Origin of the sequence: Streptomyces sp. NPDC058662, from assembly GCF_042716255.1 — a bacterium.
Classification (GTDB): Bacteria; Actinomycetota; Actinomycetes; order Streptomycetales; family Streptomycetaceae; genus Streptomyces.
This window is the reverse complement of record NZ_JBHXRU010000056.1, coordinates 14,306-28,280: the sequence shown is the minus strand read 5'-3', so window position 1 is coordinate 28,280 and position 13,975 is coordinate 14,306. Positions and strand designations below refer to the sequence as shown.

Genomic DNA, 13,975 nt, shown 5'->3' with positions numbered 1-13,975 from the left:
TTATGGGCGAATCGGTTCCAAGGGTGCTGTAAATCGAACGCATATTCGCTTTTCTATTTCGACGGGGTCCCCGGATGCCGGGCCCGGTGCCAGCGCCGCAGCAGTCCCTCCGGGACCTCCTCCACGGTGACGGCGTACACGAGGTGGTCCCGCCAGGCGCCGTCGATGTGCAGGTAGCGCGGCCGCAGCCCCTCCTCGCGGAGCCCCAGCTTCTCCACCACCCGGCGGCTGGGGCCGTTCTCGGGGCGGATGCACACCTCGACCCGGTGCAGCCCGACCTTGCCGAAGCAGTGGTCCACGGCGAGCGCGACCGCCGTCGGCATGACGCCGCGGCCGGCCACGTCGCGGTCCACCCAGTAGCCGACGTGCCCGGCGCACATGGAGCCCCAGGTGATCCCGGCGACCGTCAGCTGCCCCACCAGCCTGCCCCGGTACTCGATGACGAAGGGCAGCATCCGGCCCGCGTTCGCCTCCGCCCGCAGGTGGCGGACCATCTGCCGGTACGTGGGCCGCTGCACCACCGGGCCCCAGGGGGCGGGCGGCGGGATGGTGGCCTCCCACGGCCGGAGCCAGTCGCGGTTGCGCCGGTTGACCTCGCGCCAGGCCTTCTGGTCCCGCATCTTTATCGGCCGGAGGGTCACGTCGCCGTCCGTGAGGACCGCCGGCCAGGAGGGACCGTTCAGCTCGCGCTCCCAGCCGGTCTCGTTCCCTCGCCGGGCCGGGGGTGGTCCCCGCCCCGGATCTGGTCCACGGCGTGCGTCAGGATGCGGGACAGCACCGCCAGACCGTCGCGGACGCCGCCCGTCGAACCCGGCAGGTTCACGATCAGCGTGCGTCCGGCCACACCCGCCAGGCCCCGGGAGAGCGCCGCGGTCGGCACCTTCGCCAGGCCCTCCGCGCGGATGGCCTGCGCGATGCCCGGGACCTCGTAGTCCAGCACCCGCGCGGTGGCCTCCGGGGTGCGGTCGGACGGCGAGATGCCGGTGCCGCCGGTGGTCAGGATGACGTCGTACCCGGCGGACACGCCCTCGCGCAGCGCCCGCTCCACGGGATCGCCGTCCGGGACGACCCGCGGGCCGTCCACGGTGAAGCCGAGCCGCACCAGCGCTTCGGCCAGCAGCGGGCCGCCCTTGTCCGCGTACACGCCCTGCGAGGCCCGGTTCGACGCCGTGACCACCAGGCCGCGCGGGGCGGACCCCGCGGCCGCCGCGGGCACCGGGCTCGGGGACCCGGCCGCCCGCCCCCCGGATGCCACGGACCCGGGCGCCCCGGAATCCGCCGGGGTCAGATGGCTGTGGACCTCGCCGCCGCGCGGGGCGTTCACGAGCGCGCCCAGTCGCCGGACTTGCCGCCCGTCTTCTCCTCCACCCGGACGTCCGTGATGACCGCGCCCTTGTCGACCGCCTTGACCATGTCGACGACGGTGAGCCCGGCGACGGCCACGGCGGTCAGCGCCTCCATCTCGACGCCCGTGCGGTCCGCGGTCCGCACGGTCGCGAGGATCTCGACGGCGTCGTCGGCGACGGACAGGTCGACCGTGACCCCGGAGACGGCCAGCGGGTGGCAGAGCGGGATCAGGTCGGGGGTCCTCTTCGCGCCCATGATGCCGGCGATCCGCGCGGTGGCGAGGGCGTCGCCCTTCGGCACGCCCTCGCCCCGCAGCAGCTCGATCACCCGGGAGGAGACGAGGACGCGTCCGCTGGCGCGCGCCGTCCGGGTGGTGACGTCCTTCTCCGAGACGTCCACCATCCGGGCCGCGCCGGCCTCGTCGATGTGGGTCAGCCTGCTCTGCGTACTCATACTCTGCGCGCCGCTTCCGTCCGGGCCCCTCAAGGGCCTGTGTGGTGCACCACGCTACCCGCACCGGCGGGGCTTCAGCCGAGCAGGACCACTTCCAGCTCGGCCCCCGGCTCCACCGAGGTGACGTCCTCCGGTACGACGATCAGCGAGTCGGCGTGCGCCAGCGCGGCGATCAGGTGGGAGCCCGATCCGCCGACCGGGGTGACGGTCGCGGTCCCGGCGTCGTAGGTGCCGCGCAGGAACTGACGCCGGCCGGCCGGGGAGCCCAGGGCCTGGTCGGCCTTGAGCGCCGCGCGCACGGTCGGGCGGCTCACCTCGGCGTCCGGCAGCCCCATGAGCGCGCGGATCGCGGGACGCACGAACAGCTCGAAGGAGACGTACGAGGACACCGGGTTGCCGGGCAGCGCGAGCAGCGGGGTGTGGTCCGGGCCGACGGAGCCGAAGCCCTGCGGCTTGCCGGGCTGCATGGCGAGCTTGCGGAAGTCGACCCCGCCGCCGTCGATGTCGCCCTCGTCGCCGGCGGCGGTGCCGGTGGACACCGAGCTCAGCGCCTCCTTGACCACGTCGTACGCGCCGACGCTGACCCCGCCCGTGGTGACGAGCAGGTCGGCCCGGATCAGCTGGTCCTCGATGGTGGAGCGCAGGGTGTCGGCGTCGTCCGCGACCGCCCCGACGCGGTAGGCGATGGCCCCGGCGTCCCGCGCGGCCGCGGCCAGCGCGAAGCTGTTCGAGTCGTAGATCGTGCCCGCGGCCAGGGCCTCGCCGGGCTGCACCAGCTCGCTGCCGGTGGACAGGACGACCACGCGCGGGCGGGGCCGGACCCGGACGGTGCCGCGCCCGATGGCGGCCAGCAGGGCGATCTGCGGCGGGCCGAGCACCGTACCGGCGGCGAGCGCGAGGTCGCCGGCCTGGACGTCGCTGCCGCGGTCGCGGACGTGCGCCCGCGCGCCCGCGGGGCGGTGCACCCGTACCTCGCCGCCGGCGCCCTCCGGGGCGGCGCTGGCCGGGGTCATCCCGGTTGCCGCGCCGCCGCCCGTACCGCCGTCGGTCCACTCGACCGGTACGACGGCCTCCGCGCCGGGCGGCAGCGGGGCGCCGGTCATGATCCGGGCGGCCTGGCCGGGGCCGACGGTCGGCAGCTCACCGCTGCCGGCCGCCACGTCCCCGACCACGGTCAGCACCGCGGGGAACTCCTCGCTCGCGCCCTGGACGTCGGCCGTGCGGACGGCGTAGCCGTCCATCGAGCTGTTGTCGAAGGGAGGGAGGGCGACGGGCACGGTGACGTCCTCGACCAGGACACAGCCCTGGGCGTCCAGCAGCTGGAGCTCGATGGGCTCCAGCGGCCGGACGGCGGCGAGGATGTCCGCGAGGTGCTCGTCCACCGACCAGAGGCGCTGCTCGCGCCGGAGCCGGCCGGTGTCCTGCGGTGCGGAACTGCTCAAGGTCCTACATCTCCTCCGTGACGTAACGGTGAAGCCAGGTACGGAACTCCGGGCCCAGGTCCTCCCGCTCGCAGGCGAGGCGGACGATGGCACGGAGGTAGTCCCCGCGGTCCCCGGTGTCGTAGCGGCGGCCCCGGAAGACCACGCCGTACACCGGGCCGCCGATGGTCTCGTCGGCGGCCAGCTTCTGCAGGCCGTCGGTGAGCTGGATCTCCCCGCCGCGGCCCGGCTCGGTCTCCCGCAGTATGTCGAAGATCGCGGGAGTCAGGACGTAGCGTCCGATGACCGCGTAGTTGCTGGGCGCGTCCTGGGGGTCCGGCTTCTCGACGAGGCCGGTGATGCGGACGACGTCGTCCTCGTCCGTGGCCTCGACGGCGGCGCAGCCGTAGAGGTGGACGTTGGCCGGGTCGACCTCCATGAGCGCGATGACGGTGCCGCCGGTGCGCTGGTGGATGTCGGCCATCTGGCGCAGCAGCGGGTCGCGCGGGTCGATCAGGTCGTCGCCGAGCAGGACGGCGAAGGCCTCGCGGCCGACGTGCGGCTCGGCGCAGAGCACGGCGTGGCCGAGGCCCCGCGGGTCGCCCTGGCGCACGTAGTGCATGGTGGCGAGGTCGCTCGACTCCTGGACGCGCTTGAGGCGGTCGTCGTCGCCCTTGGCCGTGAGCGCCGACTCCAGCTCGTAGTTGCGGTCGAAGTGGTCTTCCAGCGCGCGCTTGTTACGCCCCGTGATCATGAGTACGTCGTCCAGGCCCGCCGAGACGGCCTCCTCGACCACGTACTGGATGGCCGGCTTGTCCACGACCGGGAGCATTTCCTTCGGGGTGGCTTTGGTCGCCGGAAGGAACCGAGTACCGAGGCCCGCGGCCGGGATGACGGCCTTCTTGATCACGGGGTGCAACATAGTCATGGCCAGAACGATAGTGGGTTCTGCCGACCCCGAGACCGGGCCCCGGTAGATAGATAAACATATGTCCAGGTTCGCAAGGATATTTGAGGCCGCTGTGATCGAGAACGCACCGACCGCCTCCGCGAAGGCCGCGCTCCGCCGCGAACTCCTCGCCGCGCGCCGCTCCCTGTCCCCCGCCGCCTGCCGCGCCGCGGCCGCGGCGCTCGCCGTGCGGGCCCTGGAACTGCCCGAACTGGCCCGCGCCGGCACGGTCGCCGCGTACGTCTCCGTCGGCACCGAGCCCGGCACCCGTGCGCTCCTCGACGCCCTGCGCTCGGCCGGCAAGCGCGTCCTGCTGCCCCTGCTGCTGCCCGACAACGACCTCGACTGGGCTCCGTACGAAGGCCCGGACAGTCTCGCCGAGGCCGCCCACCCGGGCCGGATGCGGCTGCTGGAGCCCACCGGTCCGGCGCTCGGACCGGACGCGGTGGCCGGCGCCGATGCCGTGCTGCTGCCCGGTCTCGCCGTGGACGGGCGCGGGATGCGGCTCGGCCGCGGCGGCGGCTCGTACGACCGGGTGCTGGAGCGGCTGGAGCGCGCCGGCGCGCATCCCGCGCTCGTCGTCCTCCTCTACGACGACGAGGTGGTCGCGCGGGTCCCGGAGGAACCGCACGACCACCCCGTCCAGGCGGTGGCCACCCCGTCGGGGGTGCGCCGCTTCGGCCCGCGGGCCGACGGGCCGTCAGGCCCTACGGACCGCCGGGCGTGAGGGTCAGGGTGTCGACCGCGGCGCGGTCCACGGCCTCCTTGCCGAACGGCCACTCCAGCAGCTCGCCCTTGGCCCACATCGTCGTCTGGTCCGTGTAGTTGCCGTGGTACGCGTGCCCCGAGGCGCCCGTCAGGTTGATCCAGCGGGACTTGTCGAGGTCGTTGAGGTTCACGACCATCCGCATCGACGGGACCCAGGTGACCCCGTACCCCCCGGAGGCGTTCCAGCCGGTCGCGTTGACGGTGGCCTCGCCGCCGCCCAGGTTCCACGGGCCCCGGTTGAGGAGCCACTGCATGAAGCCGGGGCCCTCGGTGCCGATGGTCTGGTTCTTCAGCGTCAGCTGGTGCAGCCGGCCCCAGCTCCAGGTGGACTGGTCCTTGCCGAGGCGGGCGGTGAGCTCCCAGCGGGCGTCGTTCATCGCGCGCGCGAACAGCTCGTCGCGGGTGGTGGTGCCCGGCTGGTTGCGGGCCGCGGGCGAGGTCCACCACTGCGACTTCTCGTCCTTGACCAGGCGGCGGACCACCTCGAACCAGCGGTCCCCGCCGTCCGGCTGCGCCGAGTCGGCGTCGCGGGCACCGCATTCGCGGACCGTCTCGGCGAGGTCGTCGGCCGGGCCGGTGCTCTCGCGGACGTTCATGCAGCTGCCCTCGATGCGCATCTCCTTGGGCAGCTTGTCGCCGAAGGACAGCTTGAGGATGTTGCGCCAGACCGCGTTGAAGTACGCGGCCGCCGCGGAGTCGGGCTCCTGGGTGTAGTTCCAGCCCTCCAGGAGCTTCTGCGCGGAACGCACGTCCGGGTCCGAGACCTCGATCTTGGCCAGCATCGGGGTGAGCAGCGCGGCGATCTCGCTGCTGTTGTCCATCTGCATGGCGCGCATGTCGTCGGTGGAGATCTTGCCGCTGTCCTTGGTCTTCGCCTCGATGAGGTCGTTGATCCGCTGGCTGCGGGCGCCGTAGCCCCAGTCGGTGGTCAGCAGGTTCGGGTACTTGCCCGCGCCGGTCCCGTTCTCCGCGACGGCCTGGTTCGCGGTGACGATGTAGCCGCGCGCCGGGTTCAGGTCCCACGGCAGCGCTTCCTGCGGGATGTAGCCCGCACTGCCGTCCTTGCCGCCCTTCCAGGCGTACTTGGAGTCCCAGCCGGGGGCGGGCATCCGTCCGTCGCCCTGGCCGCGGACCGGGATGCGGCCCGGGGCCTGGTAGCCGATGTTGCCGTACGTGCCCTTGCTGTCGGCGTAGATCAGGTTCTGCGACGGGACCTCGAAGTCGGCGGCCGCCTGGCGGAACGTCGGGAAGTCCTTGGCCCGGTTGAGCTTGAAGACCGCGTCCATCGACTTGCCCGGGTCCAGCGCGGTCCAGCGCAGGGCGATGGCGTAGCCGTTGCCCCGGTCGGGGGCCGAGGGGGCGACGGGCGCGCGGGCGCCGACGGAGGCGAGCTCCTCGCTGCGGTCGGAGACGAGCGGGCCGTTGTTGGTGACGCGGACGGTGATCTTCTTGCTGGCGCCGCCCGCGATCTTGATGACCTCTTCGCGGGTCTCGAAGGGGAGGACCTTGTTGTCGTAGACGTAGCCGTCGGGCCGGATCTGCTCCAGGTAGAGGTCGGTGACGTCGGCGCCGAGGTTCGTCATGCCCCAGGCGATGTCGGCGTTGTGGCCGATGACCACGCCGGGCATGCCCGAGAAGGTGTAGCCGGCCACGTCGTACTGGCACTGGGCGGAGACCGTGCGGCAGTGCAGGCCCATCTGGTACCAGACCGAGGGCAGCTGCGGGGAGAGGTGCGGGTCGTTCGCGAGCAGCGGCTTGCCGGTGGTCGTGTACTTGCCCGAGATCACCCAGGAGTTCGAGCCGATGCCGCTGCCGTTGGGGCCGAGGATGGCCGGGATCTCGTCCAGGGTCTCGGACAGGGCGCTCAGCTGGGTGCGCAGGCCCACGGTCGCGCCCTGGGCGGTGGCGTTGTCGGCGAGGCCGGAGGCGGCGCCGGCGGCCGCGGAGGCCTGGGACCCCGAGGCGGTACCGCTGCCGGTGCCGCTGCCGGTGCCGGTGCCGGACGGCGTGGACCCCTGCGGCGTGTACTTGCCGCCGTCGGTCCGGCCGCCCTCGACGATCGGCTTGTTCCGGTCGAAGGGGTAGGGCGGGTAGAGCTCCTCGATCTGCGCCTGCGTGAGCTTGTTCGACATCAGCGCGCGGTCGATCTCGTCCTGCATGTTGGAGCGCAGGTCCCAGGCCATCGCCTTGAGCCAGGCCACCGAGTCCACGGGCGACCACTGCTCGGGCCGGTAGTCGTCACTGAGCTTCAGCGCGGCGTGCTCGACGGAGAGGTCCTTCCCGGACTTCCCCTTCAGGTACGCGTTGACCCCGTCGGCGTAGGCCTGGAGGTTCTTCTTCGTCTCGTCCGAGAGCTTCTTGTCGTACTCGGTCTGCGCGACCTGGCGCCAGCCGAGCGTGCGCAGGAAGGCGTCCGTCTCCACCTGTCCGGCGCCGAACATCTCCGAGAGCCGGCCCGAGGTCATGTGACGGCGTACGTCCATTTCCCAGAACCGGTCCTGCGCGTGCACGAAGCCCTGCGCGCGGAAGAGGTCGTCGTCGTTGTCGGCGTAGAGCTGGGGGATGCCGTGGGCATCGCGCTTGACGTCGACGGTCCCGGTCAGGCCCGGCACCTTGAGGCTGCCGGTCGTCTGGGGGAAGGAGGCGCGCACGCTGTCGACGCCCCAGTAAGCCCCGTAGCCGAGGCCCGCGAAGAGAGCCAGGACCAGGACGAGCACGATCAGACGGGCGCGTCGTCCCTTCTTCTTGACGGGAGGAGCGGATTCGTTGGCGGGCATCGCTGTCCTTCGAGGGGCAGGGTGGTCCTGGGTGCTGGGAGCAACCATAGGCGCAGGACCCCTCCCGATGATCCGTCAGGGGCCCCACCCCCTGAGGACAGGGGCGAACAGGCGTTTCACAATGTGAGGAGCGCGTCAAGAAAGCGTCAAAGATTAGGTAAGGTAACGAAGTACTTGGTAATTGCGCGCCGCCGGGACGTACGACCGCGAGGCGCTTCGAGGAAAGGGCCGCCCGCTGACTGTCCACACGCTCAATGAGCTCCTGCTGGTCTGCTCGCTCGTGCTGCTCGTCGCGGTAGCGGCGGTACGCGTCTCCTCGCGCAGCGGATTGCCCAGCCTGCTCATTTACCTCGGTATAGGTATCGCGATAGGCCAGGACGGCATCGGCAACGTCGTGTTCGACAATGCCGAGCTGACCCAGGTGATCGGCTACGCGGCGCTCGTCGTGATCCTCGCCGAGGGCGGTCTGGGCACGAAGTGGAAAGAGATCAAACCCGCCCTGCCGGCCGCGATCATGCTGTCGCTGGTGGGTGTCGCGATCAGCGTGGGTGTGACGGCGGCGGGCGCGCACTACCTGGTCGGGCTGGAATGGCGCCAGGCCCTGCTGATCGGCGCGGTCGTCTCCTCGACCGACGCGGCGGCCGTCTTCTCGGTCCTGCGCAAGGTCCCGCTGCCGGCCCGGATCACGGGCGTACTGGAGGCCGAGTCCGGCTTCAACGACGCCCCCGTCGTCATCCTCGTCGTGGCTTTCGCCACCGTCGGCCCGGTGGACGAGTGGTACGTCCTGATCGGCAAGATCGCACTGGAGCTGGCGATCGGCGCCGCCATCGGCCTGACCGTGGGCTTCCTCGGGGCGTACGGGCTGCGGCACGTGGCACTGCCCGCCTCGGGCCTCTACCCCATCGCCGTGATGGCCATCGCGATCACCGGGTACGCGGCCGGCGCCATGGCGCACGGCTCCGGCTTCCTCGCCGTGTACCTGGCGGCAATGGTGCTGGGCAACGCCAAGCTGCCGCACTGGTCGGCCACGCGCGGGTTCGCGGACGGGCTCGGCTGGATCGCGCAGATCGGCATGTTCGTCCTGCTGGGCCTGCTGGTCACCCCGCACGAGCTGGTCCACGACTTCTGGCCCGCCGTGGTCATCGGGCTGGTGCTCACGATGGTCGCGCGGCCGCTGGAGGTCTTCGTCAGCCTGCTGCCCTTCCGGATGCCCTGGCAGGAGCAGGCCCTGATGTCGTGGGCCGGCCTGCGCGGCGCCGTCCCCATCATCCTGGCGACCATCCCGATGGTGTCCGGCATCGAGGGCAGCGACCGGGTGTTCAACATCGTCTTCGTGCTGGTCGTCGTCTACACCCTGGTGCAGGGGCCGACCCTGCCGTGGCTCGCGCGCAAGCTGGAGCTCGGCGACCGGGACGAGGCCGCCGCCGACCTCGGCATCGAGTCCGCGCCGCTGGAGAAGCTGCGCGGGCACCTGCTGTCCTTCGCGATCCCGCCCGCCTCGCGCATGCACGGCGTCGAGGTGAGCGAGCTGCGGCTGCCGCCGGGGGCGTCGGTCACGCTCGTGGTCCGGGACGCGAAGAGCTTCGTACCGGCGCCGTCGACGGTGCTGCGGCGCGGGGACGAGCTGCTGGTGGTGGCCACGGACCCGGTACGGGACGCGGCCGAGGCGCGACTGCGGGCGGTGGCCCGGGGCGGCAAGCTCGCCGGGTGGCTGGGCACCGGCGGCGACAGCCCCCGCTGAGCCGCGGAGGGCTCGGTCTCGGCGGTTTTCCCGGGGGTGATCTGACGGACTTTCCGCTTAGAGTCGCGTTCTAATTCTCTGATTCCGTGCCGTCTGAGCCTGCTTGCCCCGATTTCCGAGGTCGCGGACGGCAAACTTCCGGTTAATCGCAGGCGAAGGCATGAGTTGTCACCGTAATCACAGGACGTGGTAGTGGCTTTCCCTGTATGATGAAGGCACACCAGATCGAACCAACTCTGCCTGACGCAGAGCTGGCGCGACCGCAAAGCGGCCGTGGCACCCCCCGCAGTGGGCGCCCAGGTATCACTCGGTTCTGCGCAAGAGGACAGCTCTCGGGGCTCCCACATGTACGGGTGCGGCCGCTCACAAGGCGGCGCATCGTCCGCAGACGGGGACGCTCTACCAGGCAGCGGAAAGGCCAGGCCGTGACATCCGCGGTCACGACCGACACGTCCGCCCGCCCGGGTTACGGGCAGCTCCTGCGCACCCCCGGCGCCCTCAGCTTCCTGCTCCCCGGCTTCGCCGCGCGGCAGCCCTTCGCGATGCTGACGATCAGCATCGTCCTGCTCGTCCAGCACACCACCGGATCCTTCGGCAGCGCCGGCATCGTCGCCGCCGTCACCGGCGTCTCCATGGCGGTCTTCGCCCCCCAGATGGGCAAGCTCGCCGACCGGGTCGGCCAGAGCCGCGTCCTGGTCCCGGTCGTCCTCACGCACGCCGCCGCCGTGAGCGCCCTGACGGCCCTCGCCCTGCTCGGCTCCCCCCTGTGGGCGCTCGCGCTGGCCGCCATCCCGGCCGGCGCCTCCGTCCCGCAGGTCGGCCCGATGGTCCGGTCCCGCTGGGCCGCCAAGCTGGAGGGCTCCCCGCTGCTGCCGACCGCGGCCGCCTTCGAGTCCGTCACCGACGAGTTCACCTTCGTGGTCGGCCCGGTGCTGGCCACCTTCCTGTGCACCGCGATCCACCCCTCGGCGGGCCTGATCACCGAGGCCACCCTGACGATCGTCGGCGGCCTGCTCTTCGCCGCCCAGCGCGGCACCCAGCCCAAGCCGGTCGCCCGCGCGGCGAACGGCGAGAAGCACGCCTCCGCGCTGTCCTTCCCGGGCCTGCGCGTCCTGATCGTCGCCTTCATCGGCATCGGCGCGGTCTTCGGCGGCATGCAGGTCTCGCTGGCCGCCTTCTCCGAGGAGATCGGCAACCCGGGTGCGAACGGCATCCTGTACGGCGTCTTCGCGGCCGGCAACATGGTCGCGGGCATCGCCTGCGGCGCCATCGCCTGGAAGATCGGCCCGCGCCGCCGCCTGATCCTCGGCTACATCGGCCTCACCGCCGCCGCGTCCGTCCTGTGGGCCGCGCACTCCGCGATCCTGCTCGGCGCCCTCGGCCTCGTCGTCGGCCTCTGCATCGCCCCGGCGCTCATCACCGGCTACACGATGATCGAGCAGCTGATCCCGGCCGCCTCCCGGACCGAGGCCTTCACCTGGCTGACGGGCGCGGTCGCCTTCGGCCAGGCGGGGGCCGTGACCCTGGCCGGCCGCCTGACGGACGCGCACGGGTCCTCGTACGGCTTCCTGGTGCCCATGGCGGCCACGGCGCTCGCGCTGGTCACCCTGCTGGCACTGCGCTCGAAGCTGGCCCCCAGGGCCCCGAGCCGCATCGTGAACTCCTCCCCGCAGACGGCCGCCCCGGCCGCCCGCAACCGGGTGAGCGAGCGTGGGATCGGTCACCGCACGCCGGTGACGGTGGACTGATCCGCCGGAATACGTCACCATGGAGCGTCGTTAGCACTCATTGAGTGAGAGTGCCAGGAGGAAATTCGTGCCGACCTACCAGTACCAGTGCACCGAGTGCGGCGAGGGCCTTGAGGCCGTGCAGAAGTTCACCGATGACGCCCTGACCGTGTGCCCGAGCTGCGACGGACGCCTGAAGAAGGTGTTCTCCGCGGTCGGCATCGTCTTCAAGGGCTCCGGTTTCTACCGGAACGACAGCCGCGGCTCCGCGTCGAGCAGCAGCCCGGCGTCGAAGCCCGCCACGTCGTCGTCCCCGGCGTCGACGCCGTCCGCCGCTCCCGCCGCCGCGTCCTCCTCGACGTCGTCGAGTGCGAGCAGCAGCTCCAGCTCGGCCGCCTGACGCACTTCCCGAGGCCCCGCCGCCGATCCGGCAGCGGGGCCTTCGGCATGCCCGCCGCGGCGGGGGCCTGCCGCGGCCGGGCGGCCCGGGCCCACCGGGATCCGCCGGGATCCGCCGGGATCTTCGCGGGGCACCCCCTTAGGGTGGGCTCCATGGCGAACGCAGAGATCGGTGTCATTGGCGGCTCGGGCTTCTACTCCTTCCTGGAGGACGTCTCCGAGGTCCGGGTGGAGACCCCGTACGGACCCCCGAGCGACTCCCTGCGCATCGGCGAGCTCGCCGGCCGGCAGGTGGCCTTCCTGCCCCGGCACGGGAGCAGCCACACCGTGCCGCCGCACCGGATCAACTACCGGGCCAACCTCTGGGCGCTGCGCTCGGTCGGCGTCCGCCAGGTGCTGGGGCCGTGCGCGGTCGGCGGGCTGCGGTCCGAGTACGGGCCGGGCACGCTGCTCGTCCCCGACCAGCTGGTCGACCGTACGAAGTCCCGGGCCCAGACCTTCTTCGACGGGGAGCCGCTGCCCGACGGCAGCGTCCCGAACGTCGTCCACACGACCTTCGCCGACCCGTACTGCCCCGTGGGGCGGTCCGTGGCCCTGGCGGCGGCGCGGGGGCGGGACTGGGAGCCCGTGGCCGGCGGCACCATGGTCGTCGTCGAGGGGCCGCGGTTCTCCACGCGCGCCGAGTCGCGCTGGCACGCGGCGGCCGGCTGGTCCGTCGTCGGCATGACCGGGCACCCGGAGGCGGTCCTCGCCCGTGAACTGGGGCTCTGCTACACCTCGATGGCGCTGGTGACCGACCTGGACGCGGGCGCGGAGACGGGTGAGGGCGTGTCCCACACGGAGGTGCTGCGGGTGTTCGGCGAGAACGTGGGACGCCTGCGCCAGGTCCTGTTCGACGCCGTGGCGGCCCTTCCCGCGACGGAGTCCCGTGCCTGCCTGTGCACGCACGCGCACGACGGCTGGGACCTGGGCATCGAACTGCCTTAGGGCGGGCGCGGGTCCCCCGTGGGGGTGACGGGGTTGTCCACAACCTGGGGACGGTCCACAGGCGCGAGCGGGATCACGCGGCGGGGCGGATGGTGAGGGGTGTCCGGGCGCTGGGTCCGGGCTCGGCACTCCTCAACCGGTGGTGGTCCTCATGTCCGTACGCCCTTCGACACGTTCGTCGCTCCCTCTCGTCCGCTCGGCCCCGCCCGACCGCTGCGACACGGCCTCCCGCTCGGCCCCCGACCGCTGCGATACGGCGGCTCCGTGTCCCCCCGCGCGGACGGTGCCGCCCTTCGCGCCGCTGCGCGTCGGGCGGGGCGGGGACCGGCTCCGCCGGGCGGTGCGGCGCCGGCGGCGGGCCGGGGCGGCCGGGCTGGCCGTCGTCGCGGCGGCGCTGGCCGTCGGCGGGACCGAGGCGCAGGCCTCCCGGGGCGGGGCGCCCCCGGCGGTGAAGCGGCCGCCCGCGGCGGTGCGGATGGTGTCGGCCCCGGTGCGCATCGCGGACGCCGCGACCGTGCGGCTGCTGCGTCCCGGGGACCGGGTCGACGTGGTCGCGGCGGAGCGGACGGGCCCGCCCCGGGTGGTGGCCACCGGGGCCCGCGTGGCCCAAGTCCCCGCTCCTGGGCACGAGACCGGCGAGGGGGGAGCACTGGTGGTCCTCTCCGTCCCCCGGGACACGGCCCGAACCCTCGTGGGCGCGGGCACCACGGCCCGTCTGGCGGTGACACTGTGCTGAATCGCACGCATGAGCAGGCAAGTCACCTTGAGGTGGGCCCCGATTGGACACGCCGGGTCCGGACTGCCGTAGCTTTCGGAACCGTTGACTCCGTGTTCGGCACATGCAAAGAAGGGCTCAGTGGTGAGCGACAAGAAGAAGGAGAGCGTCCTGGCGGGCTTCAAGGCCTTCCTGATGCGCGGCAACGTGGTCGACCTCGCGGTCGCCGTGGTCATCGGCGCGGCGTTCACGAACATCGTGAACTCCATCGTCAAGGGGATCATCGGACCGCTGGTGGGCGCCATCGGGACGAAGAACCTCGACGTCTACAAGTCCTGCATCAAGGCCCCCTGCGGCCTCGACGGGGGCGGCCAGCCCACGGGGGTGGAGATCCTCTGGGGGTCGGTCCTCAACGCGACGCTCACCTTCCTGATCACGGCGGCGGTCGTGTACTTCCTGATGGTCCTCCCGATGGCGAAGTACCTCGCCAAGCAGGAGGTGCGGCGCAAGGCCAAGGAAGGCGTCCAGGAGACGATGGAGATCAGCGAGCTGGAGGTCCTCAAGGAGATCCGGGACGCCCTGGTCGCCCAGCGGGGCCCGGGTGGCAGGGACGGCGTTCCGGTCGGCTCGCGGGACCCCTTCTAGAGCGGATCCGTGCGGCGGCGCCGGCGCCGGCGCCGGCCCCTGCCGC

General features: G+C 72.4%; 13 protein-coding genes. 7 read left to right on the top strand and 6 right to left on the bottom strand.

The annotated features are described in order from the left end of the window. Positions 1-53: 53 nt before the first annotated feature. From ACFWUQ_RS20115 to galU, 5 genes are all read right to left on the bottom strand, one after another. Positions 54-683, bottom strand: coding sequence for a GNAT family N-acetyltransferase (locus tag ACFWUQ_RS20115; RefSeq protein WP_384539640.1), 630 nt, complete (start codon positions 681-683; stop codon positions 54-56). Further along, positions 680-1,216 carry a molybdenum cofactor biosynthesis protein B gene (locus tag ACFWUQ_RS20110; protein ID WP_384539637.1) on the bottom strand — a complete coding sequence of 179 codons (537 nt, stop codon included), beginning with the start codon at positions 1,214-1,216 and terminating at the stop codon, positions 680-682. Before ACFWUQ_RS20110 ends, ACFWUQ_RS20115 begins: the two co-directional genes overlap by 4 nt. A gap of 104 nt (positions 1,217-1,320) precedes the next feature. Continuing rightward, positions 1,321-1,800: a cyclic pyranopterin monophosphate synthase MoaC gene (gene moaC, locus ACFWUQ_RS20105; RefSeq protein ID WP_384539606.1), complete on the bottom strand. Its 480-nt coding sequence runs from the start codon at positions 1,798-1,800 to the stop codon at positions 1,321-1,323. Between the two features lie 74 nt (positions 1,801-1,874). After that, complete coding sequence (gene glp, locus ACFWUQ_RS20100; RefSeq protein WP_384539603.1) at positions 1,875-3,242, bottom strand: gephyrin-like molybdotransferase Glp; 1,368 nt, start codon at positions 3,240-3,242, stop codon at positions 1,875-1,877. Between the two features lie 4 nt (positions 3,243-3,246). Continuing rightward, on the bottom strand, positions 3,247-4,149 hold the full coding sequence (gene galU, locus ACFWUQ_RS20095) for a UTP--glucose-1-phosphate uridylyltransferase GalU (RefSeq protein WP_384539601.1): 903 nt from the start codon (positions 4,147-4,149) through the stop codon (positions 3,247-3,249). Between the two features lie 94 nt (positions 4,150-4,243). Between galU and ACFWUQ_RS20090 the strand changes: the two genes are divergently transcribed. Further along, positions 4,244-4,897 carry a 5-formyltetrahydrofolate cyclo-ligase gene (locus ACFWUQ_RS20090; RefSeq protein ID WP_384539598.1) on the top strand — a complete coding sequence of 218 codons (654 nt, stop codon included), beginning with the start codon at positions 4,244-4,246 and terminating at the stop codon, positions 4,895-4,897. On the opposite strand, the gene ACFWUQ_RS20085 is transcribed toward ACFWUQ_RS20090, so the two are convergent. Next, positions 4,878-7,715: a penicillin acylase family protein gene (locus ACFWUQ_RS20085; RefSeq protein ID WP_384539595.1), complete on the bottom strand. Its 2,838-nt coding sequence runs from the start codon at positions 7,713-7,715 to the stop codon at positions 4,878-4,880. The genes ACFWUQ_RS20090 and ACFWUQ_RS20085 overlap by 20 nt on opposite strands. 181 nt (positions 7,716-7,896) lie before the next feature. Here ACFWUQ_RS20085 and ACFWUQ_RS20080 point away from each other — a divergent pair, with 181 nt between their 5' ends. The 6 genes from ACFWUQ_RS20080 (at position 7,897) to mscL (ending at position 13,929) form a co-directional block, all read left to right on the top strand. After that, positions 7,897-9,456 (top strand): potassium/proton antiporter, encoded by a 1,560-nt coding sequence (locus ACFWUQ_RS20080; protein ID WP_384539592.1) that lies wholly within the window; start codon positions 7,897-7,899, stop codon positions 9,454-9,456. A 425-nt stretch (positions 9,457-9,881) separates the two neighbouring features. Beyond that, entirely contained in the window at positions 9,882-11,204 is a 1,323-nt protein-coding gene (locus tag ACFWUQ_RS20075; RefSeq protein WP_384539590.1) for an MFS transporter, read from the top strand. A gap of 67 nt (positions 11,205-11,271) precedes the next feature. Beyond that, positions 11,272-11,583 (top strand): FmdB family zinc ribbon protein, encoded by a 312-nt coding sequence (locus ACFWUQ_RS20070; RefSeq protein ID WP_384539588.1) that lies wholly within the window; start codon positions 11,272-11,274, stop codon positions 11,581-11,583. 152 nt (positions 11,584-11,735) lie between these two features. After that, positions 11,736-12,569, top strand: coding sequence for an S-methyl-5'-thioadenosine phosphorylase (locus tag ACFWUQ_RS20065; protein WP_384539585.1), 834 nt, complete (start codon positions 11,736-11,738; stop codon positions 12,567-12,569). 151 nt (positions 12,570-12,720) lie between these two features. Continuing rightward, positions 12,721-13,305 carry a hypothetical protein gene (locus ACFWUQ_RS20060; RefSeq protein WP_384539583.1) on the top strand — a complete coding sequence of 195 codons (585 nt, stop codon included), beginning with the start codon at positions 12,721-12,723 and terminating at the stop codon, positions 13,303-13,305. 123 nt (positions 13,306-13,428) lie between these two features. Then, positions 13,429-13,929, top strand: a complete 501-nt coding sequence (gene mscL, locus ACFWUQ_RS20055; RefSeq protein ID WP_384539581.1) for a large conductance mechanosensitive channel protein MscL — start codon at positions 13,429-13,431, stop codon at positions 13,927-13,929. The last annotated feature ends 46 nt before the right edge of the window (positions 13,930-13,975 follow it).

What these genes read in the sequence shown, in the direction of transcription:
- galU (WP_384539601.1), bottom strand. Translation starts at nt 4,149, where the DNA reads ATGACTATGTTGCACCCCGTGATCAAGAAGGCCGTCATCCCGGCCGCG.
- ACFWUQ_RS20060 (WP_384539583.1), top strand. Translation starts at nt 12,721, where the DNA reads ATGTCCGTACGCCCTTCGACACGTTCGTCGCTCCCTCTCGTCCGCTCG.
- moaC (WP_384539606.1), bottom strand. Translation starts at nt 1,800, where the DNA reads ATGAGTACGCAGAGCAGGCTGACCCACATCGACGAGGCCGGCGCGGCC.
- ACFWUQ_RS20085 (WP_384539595.1), bottom strand. Translation starts at nt 7,715, where the DNA reads ATGCCCGCCAACGAATCCGCTCCTCCCGTCAAGAAGAAGGGACGACGC.
- ACFWUQ_RS20065 (WP_384539585.1), top strand. Translation starts at nt 11,736, where the DNA reads ATGGCGAACGCAGAGATCGGTGTCATTGGCGGCTCGGGCTTCTACTCC.